Raw genomic sequence first — 18137 nt, forward strand, 5'->3', positions numbered from 1 at the left:
CTTTAGGATGTAACGCTCAAGTGGGCTTGGCTGGCGGGGGGTACGCCGGGCCAGGTCCGCGGGGGGGTCTCGCTCTACATCTTTTAGTCGAAGGTCATCCGCGCGGATGACCCTCAAAATCAAGCGCGGGCTAGCGCTTTTGCTCATGACCGCCAGCCGAATCCGCTTATATTGATATGGAGGATTTGGCGCTCAACCGAGTCGGCATAGACCCCACTTCGACACTATGCCCAACTACGGATGACGTGTCAGCTATTTCGCTTGTCGGGAATACCTAACTTGACCGCTGCAAGATCGAGGGCGCGGACGTGCTTACTGGACCAGGGTGTGATTTGCCTTTGGTAAACGGCACTAGCCTCACGGTGACGTTCTCAACATTTGTTGCGTCAGGCGCAAAGCAGATTGCAAAAACACTTTGTAGAGCAGGGATATCTGATCTTGTAATCAGGGATGCCTGTTCCGGCTGATCGCGCTGTTCGGCTGTTTTAAGGGAAACGAGATGACTATTGTTCAACAACTTTCGGTGAAGCAGGATGAACGATCCGTGCTTTCCGGATCCTACGGAAGCATCGTATCAGGTTGGTTGAAGAGTTTTGAGAGCGCCATCACGGCTGCCGATTCCTCTGCGCTGGTCGAGCTGTTTGTTGAGGATTCACACTGGCGCGATTTGTTTGTCTTCACTTGGACTATCACTCCGCGGAATGGGCGGGATGAGGTGGTCCGGTCGCTGATGGCCGCGCTGCCGCCCGCCAGGCCGCGAAATTTTAGGATCGCCGAAAACCGCACGGCTCCCAGGCCTGTGTCGCGCTCCGGCGAAGCGGTGATAGAGGCGATCTTTGAGTTCGAGACGGACGTGGCGCGGGGCGCAGGCATATTGCGGCTGCCGGTGAATAATCCGGAGCAGGCGTGGATGATCTCCACCTCGCTGCACGAGATCAAGGGTCGTGAATGGCCGATAGACGACAACCGCCCGACTGGCCAGCATGACCGGCTGTTCGGCGGTGATACCAAGGCAACGCGCCACGCGCGGGAACTGGAATATGCGGATCGCCAACCGTCCGTCCTGATCGTCGGGGGGGGGCATAACGGCATCTCGACAGGCGCGCAGCTACGAATGCTGGGGGTTGATGCGCTGGTCATAGAACGACTGCCCAACGTCGGCGATGTCTGGCGAAACCGCTATTCCTCGCTGGCGCTGCACAACAAGATCCATCTGAACCATCTGCCATTCATGAAATATCCGGAGACCTGGCCCCAGTTCCTGACCAAGGACGCGCTTGGCGACTGGATTGAATCCTACGCCAAGGCGATGGATGTGAACGTCTGGACGAGTTCCGAGTTCGTCGGTGCGCGTTGGGATGAGGAACGCAAGGTCTGGGCCGCGACCGTTCGCTGCGCCGACGGCACGGAGCGGATTCTCCATCCGCGCCATGTCTTGATGGCCAACGGAGGGATCGTCGGCCGGCCGCATATGCCGGACTTCCCCGGGTTGGGCGACTTCAAGGGCGAGGTGGCGCACTCCCACAGCTACGTTTCGGGGGAGGGCTATCGGGGTAAGAAGGTTCTGATTGTCGGCATCGGCAACACGGCGCATGACATCGCCCAGGACCTGCACGGCTATGGCGTCGACGTCGCGATGATCCAGCGCAGCTCGATCACGGTGTTCAGCGTGGAGGCGGTCACGCTCAACCATGCGCTCTATTACAAGGGCGACACCCCACTTGAGGATTGCGACCTGATCGCGACCAGCCCGACCTATCCGGTGGCGCTTAAGGGCTACCAGCTCAACGTGCAGAAGATGCTCGAGGTCGACAAGGAACTGCTAGACGGTCTCAAGGCGCGCGGCATGAAGCTCGACATCGGCGAGGATGGCGGCGGCCACCAGATGAAGATCCGCAAGCAGCATGGCGGCTATTATCTGAACGTCGGCTGCTCCGACTTGATCGTCAGCGGCGAGGTGGGGTTGATCCAGACCGACAATGTCGATCGCTTTGTCGAAAACGGCCTTCGAATGAAGGATGGCAGCGTGCGCGAAGCCGATGTCGTCATCACCGCCACCGGCTATGAATCGCCGACCAAGGAGGTCGCCCGACTATTCGGCGACGGCGTCGCCGACCGGATCGGTCCAATCTGGGGCCTCGATCCCAAAGATCATGAATTACAGAACATGTACAAGCCGACCGCGCAGCAGGGCCTGTGGTTCGTCGCCGGTGGCTTTGCACAGGGCCGGGTCTGGACGCGCTTCATCGCTCTCCAGATCGCGGCGCGCGAAGCGGGCATCGTCACGGACCCGATCAAGAGCTGCCCATAAGTCCTCAGGAGAGCCCGGGAACAATGCCCTGTCAAACCACCGCACTGCGAGCGCTGCTGCAGGCCGAAGGTGCATTGATGGCGCCCGGCGCGTTTGGCCCCATGCCGGCGAAGCTCATCGAGCAGGCCGGATTCGGGGCTGTGTACATGCCTGGCGGCGGGGTGGCGCTCAACCGGCTCGGTGTCGCCGATCTGGGGCTCGTTACGCTCACCGAAATGGTCGAGAGCGCCGCCGCGATCGCCGCGTCGGTTTCAGTTCCGGTGATCGCGGATGCCGACACCGGCTTTGGCAACCAGCTCAACGTCCAGCGCACCGTTCGCGAATACGAGCGCGCCGGTGTCGCCGCGATCCATCTGGAGGACCAGCTTTTCCCCAAGCGCTGCGGCCATCTGGCGGGCAAGAGCCTCATCCCGGCCGAAGAGGCCGCGCAGAAAATCAGGGCCGCGGTCGCGGCGCGGACCGACCCCAATTTCATGATCATCGCGCGCTGCGATGGCCTGTCGGTGACCGGATTTGAGGACGTTGCTCGACGCTGCGCGCTTTACCGGGATTCTGGTGCGGACATGATCTTCGTGGAATCTCCGCGCTCGTTGGAGGAGATTGCGGAAATTCCCCGCGCCATTCCCGGACCGCATCTGTTCAACCTGTCGGCCGGCGGAAAGACTCCTTCCCTGTCGCTGGAGGAAGTGGGCAGGCTGGGTTACAAGCTCATGATCCTGCCGAATTTCACCGCCCTGGCGGCGATTAGGGCGATGGCGCAGGTGCTGGCCGACATCCGGACGGCCGGGTCCATCGCGGCAGTGGGCGACCGCTGTGCCAGCTTCGCCGAATTCACCGCTCTTGGCGGGCTTCACGCATTTCAGGAGGTCGAGCGGCGCTTCGCCGCACCAGAGGTTGAAATGGGCGAGCAAGCCACACATTGAACGAAAGCGAGAGGTTGAATGCTTGATCTGACGGGTAAGGTGGCGTTCGTGGCCGGGGCGGGATCGGTTGCGGAAGGTTGGGGTAACGGTCGGGCGACCTCCGTGCTCTTCGCCCGGCAGGGCGCAAGCGTTTTCGGAACCGACTTCAGCGAGGGAGCGCTGGCGGGGACAGACCAGGTCATGGCCGCGGAAAATCTCGTCCGCTGGCAGGGCTACCGCGCCGACATGACTTCGAGCGGAGAGGTAAAGGCGGCGGTCGATGCGTGCGTCGCGACCTTCGGCCGGATCGACATATTGGTCAACAATGTCGGCGGCAGCCTCCCCGGCAATCCCGTGACGCTTCCCGAAGAGGATTTCGACCGGCAGATTAGGAGCAATCTCAACACCGCGTTTCTCGGCATGAAGCACGTCATTCCCGTCATGCAGGAGCAATTCCGCAGGCATGGCCGGGGCGGTGCGATCGTCAATATCTCCAGCATCGCCAGCAAGAGTTTCCAGCTGGGCGGGCGCATGCATGTGGGCTACGCCGCGTCTAAGGCCGGGCTGGAGACGATGGGACGCGCGTCGGCGATGGCCTTTGCAGAGGATGGAATCCGGGTCAATTCGGTCGTGGTCGGGATGGTTGACACGCCACTGGTCTCGTCCCGGCTGACCGGGCAGCTGGGCAGCGACGAGGAGGCGCTCAAGCTCCAGCGCGCCAGGCTGGTGCCGATGGGCCGCATGGGCACGGCTTGGGACGTCGCGCATGCCGCGCTGTTCCTCGCGAGCGACGAGGCCAATTATATCACGGCGGCAGAGATCATCGTCGATGGCGGCGTGACGGCATCGCGACTGAGCCCCGCCAGGGCATGAGCGGCGCGTCCGCCAACCAGTTTGTCATTCGTCCGGAGTGGCTTGCCAGCCATGACGAGCCGGTGATCGACCCCGATCGGCCTATCATCGACGCGCATCATCACCTCTACGACCGGCCGGGTCAGCGCTATCTGCTGCCCGATTATCTGGCGGATCTGGGGACGGGCCACGACATTCGCGGCTCCGTGTTCGTCCAGGCTCGCGCGATGCTGCGTGCCGGAGGTCCGGAAGCGCTCCGCGCCATCGGAGAGGTCGAGTTCGTCAACGGCATCGCAGCCATGAGCACCAGCGGCATCTATGGTTCGTCCCATGTCTGTTCGGGCATAGTCGGCTTCGCGGACCTTGCCCTGGGCGACCGGGTGCGCCCGGTGCTGGAGAGGCTGATCACGGCTGCCGGCGGCGTGGCCGGGCAGGGTGGCCGCTTCTGCGGGATCAGGCAGACGCTGGTGTGGGACCGCGACAACAGCCTGCTGAACGCGGCCTATCCGACGAGCGCGGAAATGATCGATCAGCCAAATTTCCGCGAGGGTTTTGCGCATCTCGCCCGCCTGGGCCTCAGTTTCGATGCGTGGGCCTTTTTCCCGCAACTCGGTGCAGTCGAGCGGTTGGCGCGTGCCTTTCCCGCCACTCCGATCGTCCTTAACCATTGCGGCGGGATTGTGCGGATTCACGACTATGCGGAAGCCGATACGCTGGAAAGCTGGCGGCGTGGGATTTCGGACGTAGCGCGCTGTCCTAACGTGTCGGTAAAATTGAGCGGGCTGGGGATGCGTATCGGCGGATTCGGTTTCGAAGACATGTCCCAAGCACCTTCCTCATTCGACCTCGCTTTCGCCTGGCGTCCCTGGGTGATGCACTGCCTTGAGGCGTTTGGAGCTAGCCGGTGCATGTGGGGAAGCAATTTTCCCGTCGACAAGGGCAGCTACAGCCTCAAGGTCGGCGTCAATGCCTTCAAGCGGCTGCTTGCCGATGCCACGGCGCAGGAGCAGGAAGAGGTCTTCGCACGTTCCGCCCAGCGCTTCTACCGCTTGCCGTCCAGCATTGTGGAATAACCAGCCAGACGACAACGGTGCCGCCGAATCGTAGAGTTCCTCGACCTCCCGGAGTAGAAAATGACGACACCCGATTTCAATCTTGCATCGCTGGATGCGCTCTTCAGCCGGCCGGAGGTCGCGGAAGCGATGAAGCGTGTCTCGCGTTCGGGATATGCGAGCGCCGCCAAATTCTGGCAGACGCCTCTGCAGGGGCCGCATCTGTCCGCGCGAATGAAGGAGCTTGTCTTTTTCACCATGCATGTCGCTGCGACCAGTCTGAACGGCGACGCCATCAAGCGCCAGGTGAAGCGCATCATCGCCGCAGGCGGCACCCAGGCCGATATTTTCGACGTGGTCGTCACGATCGCTAGCCTTGCCAATCATGCGCTCTATTCCTCTGTTCCGGTGCTGGAGGAGGAATTGGCCGCAATCGGCGAGGCCGGCGCGCCAGCAGAGGAATTCACGCCGGAGTTGGAGGCCGCCAAGCAGCAATTCCTGGAAGTCCGGGGCTTCTGGAATGAGCATCGAGACCCGGTGGCGCGAATGATGCCGGAATATACCGCCGCCCTGATCGGCATCGCGACCGAGACGTGGCAGAACGGTCCGCTGACCCGGAAGGAACGAGAACTGGTGTGCATCGCCGTGGACTGCAACGTCACGCACAGCTTCCCGTCGGGCCTGCGCACGCATATCCGCAACGCATTGGACGCGGGCGCAACCAAGGGCGAGATCATGGAAGTGTTCCAGATGGCGGCGCTCCTGGGGCTGGAAGGTTTCATCCTTACCGGAGAAGCGATGTTCGGCGAATGATCAAGACCGGATTTGGAGGCTTGGCCTCCCGATCCGGTCTTGCGAGGGCAACAACCCGGAACCTGAATTACCAGGCGTAGTTTTCGGGCGACGTCTTGTAGCCGGGGAAGATTTCGTCGAGCTTCACCAGTATCTCGTCGCTCAGGCGTACCTCGAGCGAACGCAGCGCGTCGTCGACCTGGCTGATGGTCGAGGGGCCGATCACGCACCCGGTAACGCCGGGACGCGAGGCGACCCACGCCAGGGCGACCTGGGAGGGTAGGATGCCGATTTCGGCGCACAGCGCCTCATAGCGTTCCAACTGCGAGCGGAAATGCGTTAGCTGCTCGTCGGTATAACGGCCCGAATTACTGGTCTGCTGCAGCACGCCCGCCAGCATGCCGCGATGGAGCGGCGACCATGCCAGCACGCCGACGCCATAATGCTGCGCGGCAGGTATGACCTCCATCTCGATTTGGCGTGTTGCGAGGTTGTAGATCGACTGCTCGCTGACCAGGCCCATGAAGTGGCGAGCGCGGGCGGCTTCCTGAGCCGCTGCGATATGCCAGCCACCGAAGTTGGAGGAGCCCACATAGAGGATCTTGCCCTGCGTCCGCAGAACCGTCATTGCTTCCCAAATCTCTTCCCACGGCGTGTCGCGATCGACATGGTGCATCTGATAGAGATCGATGCGGTCGGTCTTCAGGCGCCGCAGCGAGTCCTCGCAAGCCTGGCGGATGTGGAAAGCCGACAGCCGACTTTCGTTCGGCCAGGTGCCTCGGGGGTTGAAGACCTTACTCGCCAGCACCGTCCGTTCGCGGCGTCCGCCGCCTTGGGCAAACCAGTTCCCGATGATTATTTCGGAATTCGCCTCGCCCTTGAAATCCTTGGTACCGTAGACATTTGAGGTGTCGAAGAAGTTGATTCCATTGTCGTGCGCGTATTCCATCATCTGATGGGCGGTAGGCTCGTCGGTCTTGTAACCGAAGTTCAACGTGCCCAGGCAGATGGGGCTGACGAGCAGGCCGCTGCGGCCAAGATGACTGTATTCCATCCTTGTTTCCTCATGATTGGTGGTGGTTAGGGCATCCTGCGCAAAGGCCGGGACCCATTTTTACGCTTGAAAGGATGGAGCACGATCCGCTGACGTGTCGGGCTCCAGGGTCGTGTGACGCGGCGCGGGGATGAGCTTAGCATCCCGCCCCTCGTCATGAAAGCTTGCGGAGCAGTTCGGTCCCGTCGCTCAGCGTCTCGAGCGACCTTGCCATCTCTACCGCTTCGTTGATCTTGGCAGGCGAAATGGGGATGGGGGCCAGCGCCGCGCACGAGACGAATTTGGCGATGATGTGTTCCCATTCCATGGGGTGGTTCTTGCCGCCCAGCGTACCGTCTCCCGATCCTGCGAGGGTCTCGCCGGACCGTGTGTCGATTTCTACACGAGCATTCGGCATTTCGCCCTTCCAATCAAGGCTGCTGTCATTGATGGGAACGATCTTTTGCGCGGTTTCAAGTACTTTTGGATCCCGAAGCCCTGCTTCCGTGAAATGCTCGATCTTAACTTCTCCATACGTCGCCGCCGCAGCAAGGCAGAAGGGCAGACTAAAGCGTGCGTCCATCGAACAGGCCGGCTGTCGCCGCTCTTCAAGAGGATATGACATACGTTGCTGGAAATCGCCGATGTATGGTCGGATTTCGACGATGTCATCAGGTCTAAGCCCGTGATTACGTACCAGTTCCAGAACTGCGTGAATATAGGTGTTAGCGATGCCGCATACAGGCCAAGGCTTGTACTGCATCGTACTTCCCCCAAAAATGGTGCCCAATCCTTCAAGGATTTTCGTGCGGTCATATTCGTCGTCGAAATAGACGCGCATGATCCCGGCCTGGCCTTCAAAGACCTTCTGCGTACCCGTCACGCCCCTCTTGGCCAGCAGGGCGGATAGCAAGGCGCTCTTGGCAATGAACCCCGCATAGAGTTCCCCAAGATCGCTGTTTGTCCCAAACCGCAATTCGAGCGTACCGCACGAGCCAAGGCTTGCGATACCGAGCGCATGGGCAACCTGATCGGTGTCGAGACTGAGCACATAGGCCGCCCCGGCAGTTGCGGAGAACACGCCCAAAACAGTGGTGACTAGCCAGTCCATCCGCTGCTGGAGGCTTCGGCGCATGCGAAGAAACAGATCTTGCCCAATTGCAACTGCAGTGATCAGATCCTTTCCAGAAATGCCGCCCTGGTGTTCGGCCGCGGCGAAAACGGTAGGTATGAGCGTGCTGCTCGCATGGTTGCCGTCAGGCGCCACGTCGTCAAAATCGAGACAATGCGCCATTGCGCCGTTTGCCAGGGCTGCCATGACGGAAGGAACCTTGCCGCCAAAGCCGAGCACAGTCGATTCGGGTTTGCCGCCGCTCTCCCGAACAAGATCGATGACTGTGGCGACGGCTGGAACTGTGCCGGCCGCGGCCAAGCTCACCCCCAACAGGTCAAGGATGCTTTTCTTCGCAGCTTCGACGGCTTCGGGTGGCAAATCTTCGTACCGGCACGAAGAAACAAATTCAGCAAAGTTTCGAACGAAATCCTGATTTGGCATGATGATTCTCTTTGGTGTAAATGAAACGACCGGGACCAAGGAAACCTATTACTCGCTCATCCATAATGCATTGTAGTAGAGCAAATGAACTCTCATTTTTCCGTCGTTCAATTGGCAATGATCAACGATTATCATTTAAATGGGAGTGAGACTGACACTTGCGAACGGATGGGAGTAGGCACCTTAGAGGCTGTTTGGAACACGCGCGGAAGAGCGCCATTTCTGATACTGCGCGAGCCCACACCTCCGCTCGGCCGTCCGCAGAGCGTATCGTGAATCGGAGGTCGTGTGGGGTTGCGAGCTGGTGGGAATGCGCCAAAGGCGCATTCCCAAACATACTTTGGGACGCTCTATCCGCATCCGCCTGATCCTCATCCAAAACACCACCCTGCGCAGTAGGGAATATGATACCGATGAGCGCTTTGCGACTCGCGCACGATCGCCATAATACAATTAATCCCATAGATTGACATAATATAGTAGCGTTGTTATGAACTCAGCTGTCCTGTAGCTTGCACTTCTTACTAGCCCGGCTGAACAGCGGGCTCGGGGAGACGCAAACGTGATTCCTTGCACGAATCCCGGCTACGATCATGTGGAATATGCGATGATTAAAATGGAAACGGCCGTTGTTCCAGTTACTGGCGGGGCTTCCGGTATAGGATTGGCGATCTGCAGAGCCCTTCGGACCGCTGGCGCAAAGCCCATTCCCATCGATCTCAACCGTTCTCTTCTCGATCAAGCGATTGACGAACTTTATCCGAATGCTCCCGACGACAAGAGATCGGAGCTGGGTTATCTGTTGGACGTCAGCGATAGCAGAGCGGTCGATGCGGCATTTCAAGGTATCGCCAATACGCATGGGCCCATCACACACCTTGTTGCAAATGCGGGAATTGTATGGCGCGGCAACATCCTTGAAATGCCGGAAGACGACTGGCATCGAGTGATGGCTGTTAACGTCAGCGGCGTCCTTCACACATGTCGCGCGGCGGCTCGGCAAATGAGGGATGCGGAGGGAGGCGCAATCGTCACTATGTCATCCATAGGAGGACTTCTGTCGAAACCTGAGCGCACAGCATATACTACCTCCAAGGCGGCAATTGTTCAAATGACCCGCGGCCTCGCTGTTGATCTTGCACGGCATGATATTCGCGTTAATTGTGTTGCCCCTGGGTTGGTGGCAACACCCATCCAAGAAGCGCAGGCCATTGCGAACGGTCCAGGTGCCGTCGAGGCATTGGCCGGGCGCGCGGTAATGAAGCGGCTTGCCGAGCCGCGAGAGATTGCAAACGTTGTGCTATTCCTACTCTCGGACCTGGCGAGCTATGTTACCGGAGAAACGGTTGTGGTCGATGGCGGGCTAAGCATCCATTACGCCTGAGGACGAAGGTGGTGACATCACCAACGTCGGATGATATCGAACGACTTACGCACTTCTTGGCGCCGCAATGCTTGAGGTGAAACAATGCTTACAGCCTTCAGAAACTGCATGCTGCCTTCTCTGGTTGGCAAGGACATGCAGCTTTCCTACGTTGTGCCCGACATTGATGAGGCAATGCGCTTCTGGACGACACAACTGGAAGTTGGTCCGTTTGTTGTCATTGAAGACGCCGCGGCAGACCGAGTTGTCGTATACCGAGGTCGCAGAACGCGGGTGAAGATGTCGCTCGCCTTCGCTTATGTGGCGGAAATGCAGATAGAGCTGATATCTGCGACAAGCTCAGATCCATCGCCGTGGACCGATTTTCTCCAAAGCGGCCGACAAGGCCTTCATCACCTGGGTTTCTGGCCCGAGGACTACGATCACTCAGTGTTGGCGCTGGAACAGATGGGCTTCGTTCGGGAATGTTCGATTGAGACAGTCGACGGTTCGGTTAGTTCCAATTATTTTAGTGGCCCGCCTTATTTTGGGGTTTGGGTTGAGCTAGCACCCAACACTCCGACGAGAAATAACTACTTTGCAGGCATCAAAGCTCTGAGTGAAAGATGGGACGGTAGCCGGGCTATCCGTCGTTTTAAGTCGCGGGACGAATTTCTGGCTTCTGATGATTGCAAATCTTGAGCTTTGCAAAAATTTTGGTGCGCTGGGCTCCGCATGAGCAGCCTCAGTTACATTCAAATGCCCGCATTGTATAACCGGCGCAATGGTAAGCGGTACCGTGCCCTGGCCGTCGTCGATGCTTACACCCGCGAATGCCTCGCGAACCGCGTCAGGCAGGGCGCCAAGGGCGATGTACTTTCATCGGCGAGCCTTCGCGCCAAAGCAGCACATGAATTAGTCGATAGCCATAGCGCATGCGGGTCGCCGCGATCTCCTTGATCCTGTTCCTGAGCGGCGCCTGGTCGCTTCGGACCGACCGATAACGGTGCGTCTTGCAATCGAACCGGAGAACAGCGCAACTGGGCCACCAGCAGACGCCGGATAGATGTTCGCCACTGATCCACGCAGAACATTTCAATGCCGCTTGCAAAGGGAGAGCCGTCTATAGAGGTAATAGGTCGCCTCCGACACGCCCAACTTCCGGCACACCTCGGCAACCGACGTACCGGCCTCGCCTGGCGCAGCGCAAACGCGATCTGCTCTCCCGTGAAACTCGACTTCTTCATGCAAAATCTCCAGCGCCACTTAGCTCGATTTCGCCAGATTCCTCTCATTCCCGCCGGAGGCATTTTCCGGGACAGGGTCAGGCGCAGCGTAGTTGACCTCCTCGCTTCTGAACAATTCCGCGGATTATCGACGCGAATCCTTTTGGCGCTGGGCCTATGTGCAGACGAGCCGTCTGTCAGCCAATCGCCGACCCGATCGCGCGGGCAGGATAGTTCGATCATAGGCCATGCCTATTTCCCCTATAGGCGTCGACCTTTATCGCGCCGTCTGGTCCGGAAGTTGGGTGTTCATCGCTGCCGATCTTGGTAAAAATACGGCTTTGTGGAAAAACTGTTACGCCGGAGGCAGGCGGGCGCCCGGCCACGTCGGCTTAGCGATGCTTGTGATAACATGATGGTCACTTTGAAGGATCTGCTGGTTCGAAAGATAAGGGTGACTGACCGGTGTGGAGCACTTGCCGCCCTAGCAAGCGGCAGTTGCGGGACGCGAGATGCTTGGAGCGAGAGATGGATTTAGGAATTGATGGTAAACGCGCCGTTGTTATAGGCGGCAGTTCGGGGCTGGGCTATGGCGTGTGCGAGCGTCTTGCCGCCGAAGGTGTCAATCTTTTGATCTTTGCGCGTGACAGGGAGAAGCTTCAAGACGCGAAGAAGCGTTTAGTGGACAAAAATCCGCGTAGTACAATCGATATCGTAGCCGGTGATATCTCAAACGCAGAAGACATCGAAAGACTGAAGCGCGAAATCATCGATAGCGGGGGGATGCAAATTCTTGTGTTGAATACGCCGCCTCCGCCCAGACCATTATACGACTTTTTAGAAGAGCATGACGAAGAGCGATGGGAAAACGCTTATCAGTGGCAGCTGAAAGGTGCACTGCTGGTGTTACGGAAACTCGCGCCTCTTCTTCTAAACCAGGGCTGGGGCAGAATTGTCGCGATCACCTCGGCATCCATTAAGGAGCCGCTGCCCAACCACGCTCTTTCGACCGTTTTCCGCGCCGGTGTGCAGGCCGCGCTCAAGCACCTGTCGATGGAGATGGCGGCGCATAATGTGACGGTGAACTCCGTCGCTCCCGCCGTGGTCGTGACCTCGACCTATCATACCGTCCATGACATTGAGGCCCGGGTGAGCCGGATACCGCTCAAGCGCGTCGGCAAAGTCGAGGAACTGGCCGCCACCGTCGCATTTCTGGCGTCGGACCTTGCCGGCTTCATCACCGGCGAAAATGTCCAGGTGGACGGGGGCTGTACAAGGTCTCTTTGCTAAGGCGTGTCGGTCCTTTGGCGGTACGGCCAAATCGCCTGGACCCGTCTACATGCAGATAAATGGCGGCGGGCCAAAATAGAATACCAGGAGAGCGAAAGATATGTGGAACAAGCCGGTAGTCGAAATTCGCGTCGAGGAATTCACGCGGGGGACGCTCCCCACATATCTCGAGCTTCACAAATCAATGGCGCTGCCGCTTCTGCAGGAGCATCTCGGCAGGCCGATGGCGTATTATATGACGAATGTCGGCAGGATCAATTGCGTTACCCAACTTTGGGGCTATGATTCGTTGGAGGCATATCAGTCAGGACGAGCGGCCGTGGAAAGCCGGCCGCAGTGGCAGGACTATATGAGGTCGACGGAGGGAGTCGTCCGCTTCGTCGACACTCGCCTGACCCAACGCATCCTCTTTCCCAATGTCGGCGCCGGCGAGGAGATTTCCCGGGCAAAGCCGGTCGTGGATTTCAGAACATATCTGATCCACCACAATCACATGCAGACCTTCCTCTCGACGACTGAGGAGCATGCCATGAGCGTGATGCTGCGGCATGTCGGTCCGCCGATCGGCTACTATCTGACCAAAGTGGGGAATCTGAACCAGATTACCAACATCTGGGGCTATGACAGCATGGGCGATATGGAAACACGGCGTAACGCCCGGAACGCCGATCCGGAATGGCGCAACTATCTCGATGCGTCGGACGGAATCTATGAGCGGCAGGAAACGCAGATATTACGGCTTCTGGAGCTGTATCCCGACGAATGAATTGGTGTCCGGTTTGTCGTTTGCGCTTGGTCCTGTAGCCTCGATCCCTGGCGGCGAACCGATTTGTTCAACTGTGATGGTCTTTATCAGTTAAGGAAAGCGTTATGTCTTCCGATCAGGTCGCTATCGAAATGGATCTTGAAAGCCGGGTCGCGCAGTTCGTTGTCGATTTCAAATGGACCCAAATCGAGCCGGTCTCCATGCCTGCCATAAAGGCGCTTCTGAAGGATCAACTCGCGCTGCAAGTCGGCGCGGTGGACTTGCCATGGTCGCGCGAGGCGCGCCGCTTCCTTGCCAAGCCCCGTCCCGGGAGTTCGACGGTGGTTGCTGAAAGCGAGCCGATGGACGCCGCCGATGCGGCCTACATCAACGCGACTTACGGCCACGGATTTGAATATGACGATGTGGCGAGCAACGGCCATCCCGGCTGCTGCGTCGTCCCAACGGCCATCGCGGTGGGCGAGGAGCTGGGCGCCACGCTCGGCCAGGTGGTGGAGGCGATGCTCGCGGGCTATGAAGTCTATGTGCGGATCGGCCGCTTGGCCGCGCCGGACCTGGTAAATGCCGGCTGGCACGCCCATGCGGTGCTCGCGAACTTCGGTGCCGTCGCGGTCGCCGCGAAGCTGCACGATCTGGATGCCGACACCGTCCTGCACGCCATGGCGATCGCGCTGAGCCATGCGTCGGGCACGACCGAATATACGAAGAGCGGGGGGTCCATAAAGCGCGTCCATGCGGGCATTGCCGTCCGCAATGGCATAGAGGCGGTTCAGCTGGCGCGTGCGGGCATTACAGGACCGAGGCGTTACCTGACGGGACAGAAAGGATTTTTCCGCAACTTCATCCGCCGGCCGGTGGTGGACAGCGACGCGGAGGAAGCCTTCCGCAAGGGCCGGCCGCAGCGGATCAAGGATATCTGGCTCAAGGCCCATTGCTGCTGCGGCGCGCACCATCCCTATATCGACGCCATGACTAGTGTACGTGATCGCGTGGATGAGATCGTTTCGGTCGACGCGATCATCCAGGGCATGACCAGGACCCTGGCCGACAACCCCCATGCGCAACAGCACGGCACAACGAATATCGAGGAGTTGCAGTTCAGCCTTGCGTTGCAGATGGCGCTGGCCGCGCTGGGCAAGGGCAATGGCTATTCGACGCACCGTGCCTTTCTCGACGGCAAGCTGCCACTGGATGAAAGTTCCGACGTTGTGCAATTCGCCCGTCGCATCCGCCTGATCCACTCGCCGGAACTGGACGAGCGCTATCCGTTCAATTTCGTGGGCGAGGTTCTGCTCCATTACCGGGACGGCTCCACCCAGAGCATTTTCATGGAAGGCGCAAAGGGCATGCCAAACGATCCGTTCACGGAACAGGAGCATCGTCGGAAGCTGGACGAACTGACGCATGATGTGATCGGATCGGAACGGGCGATCAAGCTATTCGAACTGGTCGACGATCTCGACCCCGATACCCCCATCACCAAACTGACCCGGCTGTTGCAGGGGCGGTGACGAAGGCATTGAGTTCGGCCGGCGGGGCTCGCGACAGCCCGGTTCCACCGTCTTGAAGCGGGTTTCCAGGAGCCGCTCGTCTCGTTCGAGCGGCCTTGCAGTTGGAAATCCCGAAAGTTCTATCTGATCAGGACAGGCTGGCGCTCTCCGCGCCTTCAGCGGAAGCGAGGAAGGCTGCACGATCGGCAAAGCGACGGATCGGCCGCGTGACGCCGTCCCAGGATTTGCTGAGCTGCTGGATGCGGCCATAATAAGCGGTCCGAGCCGCGCTCATCGGGAGCAGCTCGACCACGCAGCCAATATGTGCCGGGGCTTGATAATAGACCACGGTCCTTGATCCGTCATGGGCGAGAACCGCCGAAATCTCCGTGAAGCCATTTTCTTCCAGCAGGGCGCAGGCACCGTCCATGTCCTCAGGCCAGAAAGCGATATGGTGCAGCCCTTCGCGGCCGCTGTCGAGAAACTCCTTGTAGGCAGACGGTGCGTCGTTGGACTGCGCGATGAGTTCGATCTGAACGTCTCCGACATAGGCGAAGGCCAGCGTGAATTGCACATCGCTCTCCTGCCCGCGGTGCAGCACCGATCTTTCACCGCGTGAATCCTCGATCACGACGAACGGTCCGACTTTCATGACATCGGCCCAATATTGCATTGCGGCGTCGAGATCGTGCACCACATAGGCGACTTGCATGCGCTCGCCTAGATAGCCCTTGCATGGGAAGGGGAGGGGCAACATCGCAACTTCTCCTCATTTTTCTGTGCGCGAGATCATGCAGCCATCGCAGGCTAGCAGTATAGCCCAAACGGCATTTACTTCAGCGCGGTTTCAACTTAGGAATTACCTATGGCAAATCAAGGTTTTGCCTTGTAGGGCCGGGAGAGGTCACATGAGCCGTATCGATAATCCCCACAATGTTAGCTTGAGGCAGTTGTCCTATTTGCTCGCCCTGGCCGAGCATGGGTCGATCTCCTCGGCGGCCAACGCGCTCAGCATAGCGCAGCCGTCCCTTTCGGAAAATATCGCTAAGCTCGAAAAGTCCATCAACGCAAAACTGGTGATAAGAGGCGCGCGCGGCATCCAGATGACGGAGGCGGGCCTGACACTGGCAGAGCGCGGCCGTGAAATCCTGAAGAGCATCGATGAAGTGCTCGACGAGGTGCGCCAGAAAACAGGAGAGCTTCGCGGCCCGTTATCGATCGGGCTTCCGCCATCCTTCGGACCGTTCCTAAGCGTTCCTCTCGTTGAGACGATCTGTCATGAACATCCCGACATAAGGTTGCATATCGTCGAGGCCATGTCCGGCGATATTCTTGATTGGATCAGTTCCGGTCGTGTGAACATCGGATGTGTATATGAGATTTCGGATACCTCGGCCTATTCTTTCGAGCCGCTTCTGACCGAGGAAATCTTCCTTGCGACCGCGCCTGACAATTGGCCGGGAGAAATTGGTGCGGACGGTTTCGCCCTAACGCCGGTAAGCGCGGAACGGTTGAAGGAACTTCCGATGGTCCTCACAAGCTCGCTGCATGGCGGCCGAAGACTGCAAGAGCGATTTGCCCGCTCCAGTCACCTGCATCTGAACGTCGTGGCGGAAATCGACTCGCTTGCCCAGATCGTCGAGATGGTCACCAGGGCGAGCGCCTATACGATGATCGCCCATGGGGCGGTGTTGAGGCAGCTCGCGGAAGGAAAACTGGCGCTTGTTCCCGTCGAGGAGCCGGTCATCAAGAGGACTTCCTATATCGTACGGTCGCGCACTCGACCGGTATCCTGCGCGTCTGCCATGGTCGAATTCGCTATCAGGCAGATCGCCTCCGAGATGGTAGATCGCTACCATCTGCGCGCGAGAGTTGAACCGCATTCCCTGTCCCAGCCTGTCGGTAGAAATAAAGGATAGGCGAGGCCTGCCGATTGCGCCAGCAGAGGAGCGGTGCTGTCCCCGGCACCCGCACCGCCCTTCAAAAATGATCAGATTTCCTCCACGGTGCTGCCAACTTCTTGATCGAGAAGCTGGCGAAAGGGCTTCCATATGGAAAAATACAGCACCGCCGCCACGAAGGAGGCTGTTGCCAAGACGATCCGCAATGACTCGCCTACCATTTTGGGGTCGCCAAAGAAGCGTTCCGTCAGCACTGCCACCATGGTCGGACCGCCGGCATAGCCGATAACCTGAGCGGAAAGCGTGTACAGCGATGACACAAGGCCCTTGATCGGCTTCGGCGACACCTGAAGGCATGCATATCCAACAAGCGGAACGCATAGGGTTGCAACAAAAAGAAGTAAGCCGACTACAACGATCACCCCTGTTGCGGTCGCCGGCATCGGCAGGAACAACGAAATCAGTCCGATGCCTGTGCACGACGCGACACCGACGCGAAGTGAGGCATCCCGATAGCCTTTCTTGATCAGCTCCTGCGCGACATACGGTCCAGCAAAAAGGCCGCTGACGCTGCAGATTAGTGATACGAGACCGAATTTCAGACCAATTTCCGCAATGCTGATACCGTAAAAACGGGCAAGGAAAGTGGGGACCCACGCGGGAATGCAAAGCACAACCATTGCCAGCGCCCCGTTTGCGATAAACATGGGACCATAGAAGCGCAATCTGCGGCGGACAACGTTTAGGCTTTGCCTGAGGGAGAGGGGAATCTCGGTCTCTTTGTTCTGCGATCCCTGGCGATGCGGCTCTGGAACAGAAAGGAGCAGAGCCATGAGAATGGCGCCCGGTATGCCGACGAGGACGAAGGACACCTGCCATGGTTCAAACCCGCGAGCCCAAGACGACGAAGCCGAAAGATCGGTGGCGAAACTATAGATGAGGCCCCCTCCCAAGAGGGAAAAGGCGCTACCCAGATAAGAACCCATCGAAAAATAGCTATAAGCACGCGGGCCATATCGCTCGGAGAAAAGGTCCGGAAGCAAGCCCCAAGCGACAGGGAAGATACAAGCCTCCGCCATGCCGACGCCGAAGCGGGCGAAGAAGAGGTGCCAATATGATGTGGCAAAGCCCATAAGTCCGGTACAAATGGACCAAGTACCAACACTGAAAATGAGAATATTGCGTCGGCTAGAAATATCAACGAGACGACCAAATATTGGAACAGCTAAGCAGTAGGCAGAAACAAAGGCAAATCCCTGCACATAGCTTATTTGCTCATCATTTAATTTAAGTGATGCCTTAATCGGATCGACCAAGAGATTGAGTATTTGCCGATCTATAAACGACAGGGCCCATGACAAAGTTAGCAGGAAAAGCATGTACCATGCTTGAGGCGAGTCAATTCTCGGCCGCTGCGGAGGGACCGCATGGTAAGCTTGGATCGGGCCTTTCACGATATTCGAATCTGTGAAGTAGGACATTATCGGGCTCTCTATTCCAGGAAGGCACCCATGGCGCTAACCTGGCGCCAGGTTAGCGCCGGTATCTGCCCACCTCTCCATGGCGACTTGTGACAGGTGAAGCTAAGCGACCTTCAAACCGGC

15 protein-coding genes and 2 pseudogenes are annotated in these 18137 nt (G+C 58.6%); 11 read left to right on the forward strand and 6 right to left on the reverse strand.

Annotated features, from left to right (window positions below):
- The first annotated feature begins 499 nt into the window (after positions 1–499).
- Genes EP837_RS18360 through EP837_RS18380 form a run of 5 tightly spaced genes read left to right on the forward strand, consistent with a single transcriptional unit; the run spans position 500 to position 5930 of the window.
- On the forward strand, positions 500–2311 hold the full coding sequence (locus EP837_RS18360; RefSeq protein ID WP_082919836.1) for a flavin-containing monooxygenase: 1812 nt from the start codon (positions 500–502) through the stop codon (positions 2309–2311).
- A gap of 23 nt (positions 2312–2334) precedes the next feature.
- Positions 2335–3234, forward strand: coding sequence for an isocitrate lyase/PEP mutase family protein (locus EP837_RS18365; RefSeq protein ID WP_066531956.1), 900 nt, complete (start codon positions 2335–2337; stop codon positions 3232–3234).
- An 18-nt stretch (positions 3235–3252) separates the two neighbouring features.
- Complete coding sequence (locus tag EP837_RS18370) at positions 3253–4086, forward strand: SDR family NAD(P)-dependent oxidoreductase (RefSeq protein WP_066531957.1); 834 nt, start codon at positions 3253–3255, stop codon at positions 4084–4086.
- Positions 4083–5138 (forward strand): amidohydrolase family protein, encoded by a 1056-nt coding sequence (locus EP837_RS18375; protein WP_066531959.1) that lies wholly within the window; start codon positions 4083–4085, stop codon positions 5136–5138. The genes EP837_RS18370 and EP837_RS18375 overlap by 4 nt, the downstream gene beginning before the upstream one ends.
- Before the next feature lie 60 nt (positions 5139–5198).
- Positions 5199–5930 carry a carboxymuconolactone decarboxylase family protein gene (locus tag EP837_RS18380; RefSeq protein ID WP_066531962.1) on the forward strand — a complete coding sequence of 244 codons (732 nt, stop codon included), beginning with the start codon at positions 5199–5201 and terminating at the stop codon, positions 5928–5930.
- A gap of 67 nt (positions 5931–5997) precedes the next feature.
- On the opposite strand, the gene EP837_RS18385 is transcribed toward EP837_RS18380, so the two are convergent.
- On the reverse strand, positions 5998–6963 hold the full coding sequence (locus EP837_RS18385; protein ID WP_066531965.1) for an aldo/keto reductase: 966 nt from the start codon (positions 6961–6963) through the stop codon (positions 5998–6000).
- Positions 6964–7117: 154 nt separating this feature from the next.
- The gene (locus EP837_RS18390) at positions 7118–8497 is read right to left on the reverse strand and encodes an MmgE/PrpD family protein (protein ID WP_066531967.1); all 1380 of its coding nucleotides are present in this window, start codon (positions 8495–8497) and stop codon (positions 7118–7120) included.
- 562 nt (positions 8498–9059) lie between these two features.
- Between EP837_RS18390 and EP837_RS18395 the strand changes: the two genes are divergently transcribed.
- The gene (locus EP837_RS18395; RefSeq protein WP_156518750.1) at positions 9060–9881 is read left to right on the forward strand and encodes an SDR family NAD(P)-dependent oxidoreductase; all 822 of its coding nucleotides are present in this window, start codon (positions 9060–9062) and stop codon (positions 9879–9881) included.
- Between the two features lie 84 nt (positions 9882–9965).
- Entirely contained in the window at positions 9966–10562 is a 597-nt protein-coding gene (locus EP837_RS18400; protein WP_066531969.1) for a VOC family protein, read from the forward strand.
- Between the two features lie 187 nt (positions 10563–10749).
- On the opposite strand, the pseudogene EP837_RS22105 reads toward EP837_RS18400, so the two are convergent.
- A pseudogene (locus tag EP837_RS22105) lies at positions 10750–10866 on the reverse strand (IS3-like element ISBcen22 family transposase); the annotation flags it as partial.
- A gap of 125 nt (positions 10867–10991) precedes the next feature.
- Positions 10992–11107, reverse strand: a pseudogene (locus EP837_RS21170) (transposase); the annotation flags it as partial.
- A gap of 507 nt (positions 11108–11614) precedes the next feature.
- Between EP837_RS21170 and EP837_RS18410 the strand changes: the two are divergent.
- The 3 genes from EP837_RS18410 to EP837_RS18420 all read left to right on the forward strand — a co-directional run bounded on the left by EP837_RS18410 (position 11615) and on the right by EP837_RS18420 (position 14653).
- On the forward strand, positions 11615–12376 hold the full coding sequence (locus EP837_RS18410; RefSeq protein WP_066531975.1) for an SDR family oxidoreductase: 762 nt from the start codon (positions 11615–11617) through the stop codon (positions 12374–12376).
- A gap of 100 nt (positions 12377–12476) precedes the next feature.
- A complete protein-coding gene (locus tag EP837_RS20745; RefSeq protein WP_082919838.1) occupies positions 12477–13142 on the forward strand; it encodes an NIPSNAP family protein in 666 nt (221 codons plus the stop codon).
- Positions 13143–13246: 104 nt separating this feature from the next.
- Positions 13247–14653 (forward strand): MmgE/PrpD family protein, encoded by a 1407-nt coding sequence (locus tag EP837_RS18420; protein ID WP_066531977.1) that lies wholly within the window; start codon positions 13247–13249, stop codon positions 14651–14653.
- A gap of 127 nt (positions 14654–14780) precedes the next feature.
- Here the strand turns inward: EP837_RS18420 and EP837_RS18425 are convergent, their stop codons facing one another.
- Positions 14781–15389: a VOC family protein gene (locus tag EP837_RS18425; protein WP_066531980.1), complete on the reverse strand. Its 609-nt coding sequence runs from the start codon at positions 15387–15389 to the stop codon at positions 14781–14783.
- Positions 15390–15411: 22 nt separating this feature from the next.
- On the opposite strand from EP837_RS18425, the gene EP837_RS18430 reads away from it, so the two are divergent.
- A complete protein-coding gene (locus tag EP837_RS18430; RefSeq protein WP_082919839.1) occupies positions 15412–16551 on the forward strand; it encodes a LysR family transcriptional regulator in 1140 nt (379 codons plus the stop codon).
- 71 nt (positions 16552–16622) lie between these two features.
- Here the strand turns inward: EP837_RS18430 and EP837_RS18435 are convergent, their stop codons facing one another.
- Entirely contained in the window at positions 16623–18014 is a 1392-nt protein-coding gene (locus EP837_RS18435; RefSeq protein ID WP_066531986.1) for an MFS transporter, read from the reverse strand.
- Positions 18015–18137: the final 123 nt, after the last annotated feature.

The sequence above is a fragment of the Sphingobium sp. EP60837 genome (assembly GCF_001658005.1).
Lineage (GTDB): Bacteria > Pseudomonadota > Alphaproteobacteria > Sphingomonadales > Sphingomonadaceae > Sphingobium > Sphingobium tyrosinilyticum.

Bases quoted from the DNA above. Each gene is read 5' to 3' on its own strand.
- EP837_RS18360 (WP_082919836.1), top strand. From the start codon at position 500: ATGACTATTGTTCAACAACTTTCGGTGAAGCAGGATGAACGATCCGTG.
- EP837_RS18375 (WP_066531959.1), top strand. From the start codon at position 4,083: ATGAGCGGCGCGTCCGCCAACCAGTTTGTCATTCGTCCGGAGTGGCTT.
- EP837_RS18425 (WP_066531980.1), bottom strand. From the start codon at position 15,389: ATGTTGCCCCTCCCCTTCCCATGCAAGGGCTATCTAGGCGAGCGCATG.
- EP837_RS18435 (WP_066531986.1), bottom strand. From the start codon at position 18,014: ATGTCCTACTTCACAGATTCGAATATCGTGAAAGGCCCGATCCAAGCT.
- EP837_RS18385 (WP_066531965.1), bottom strand. From the start codon at position 6,963: ATGGAATACAGTCATCTTGGCCGCAGCGGCCTGCTCGTCAGCCCCATC.
- EP837_RS18390 (WP_066531967.1), bottom strand. From the start codon at position 8,497: ATGCCAAATCAGGATTTCGTTCGAAACTTTGCTGAATTTGTTTCTTCG.
- EP837_RS18420 (WP_066531977.1), top strand. From the start codon at position 13,247: ATGTCTTCCGATCAGGTCGCTATCGAAATGGATCTTGAAAGCCGGGTC.
- EP837_RS18400 (WP_066531969.1), top strand. From the start codon at position 9,966: ATGCTTACAGCCTTCAGAAACTGCATGCTGCCTTCTCTGGTTGGCAAG.
- EP837_RS18410 (WP_066531975.1), top strand. From the start codon at position 11,615: ATGGATTTAGGAATTGATGGTAAACGCGCCGTTGTTATAGGCGGCAGT.
- EP837_RS18370 (WP_066531957.1), top strand. From the start codon at position 3,253: ATGCTTGATCTGACGGGTAAGGTGGCGTTCGTGGCCGGGGCGGGATCG.
- EP837_RS18380 (WP_066531962.1), top strand. From the start codon at position 5,199: ATGACGACACCCGATTTCAATCTTGCATCGCTGGATGCGCTCTTCAGC.
- EP837_RS20745 (WP_082919838.1), top strand. From the start codon at position 12,477: ATGTGGAACAAGCCGGTAGTCGAAATTCGCGTCGAGGAATTCACGCGG.
- EP837_RS18365 (WP_066531956.1), top strand. From the start codon at position 2,335: ATGCCCTGTCAAACCACCGCACTGCGAGCGCTGCTGCAGGCCGAAGGT.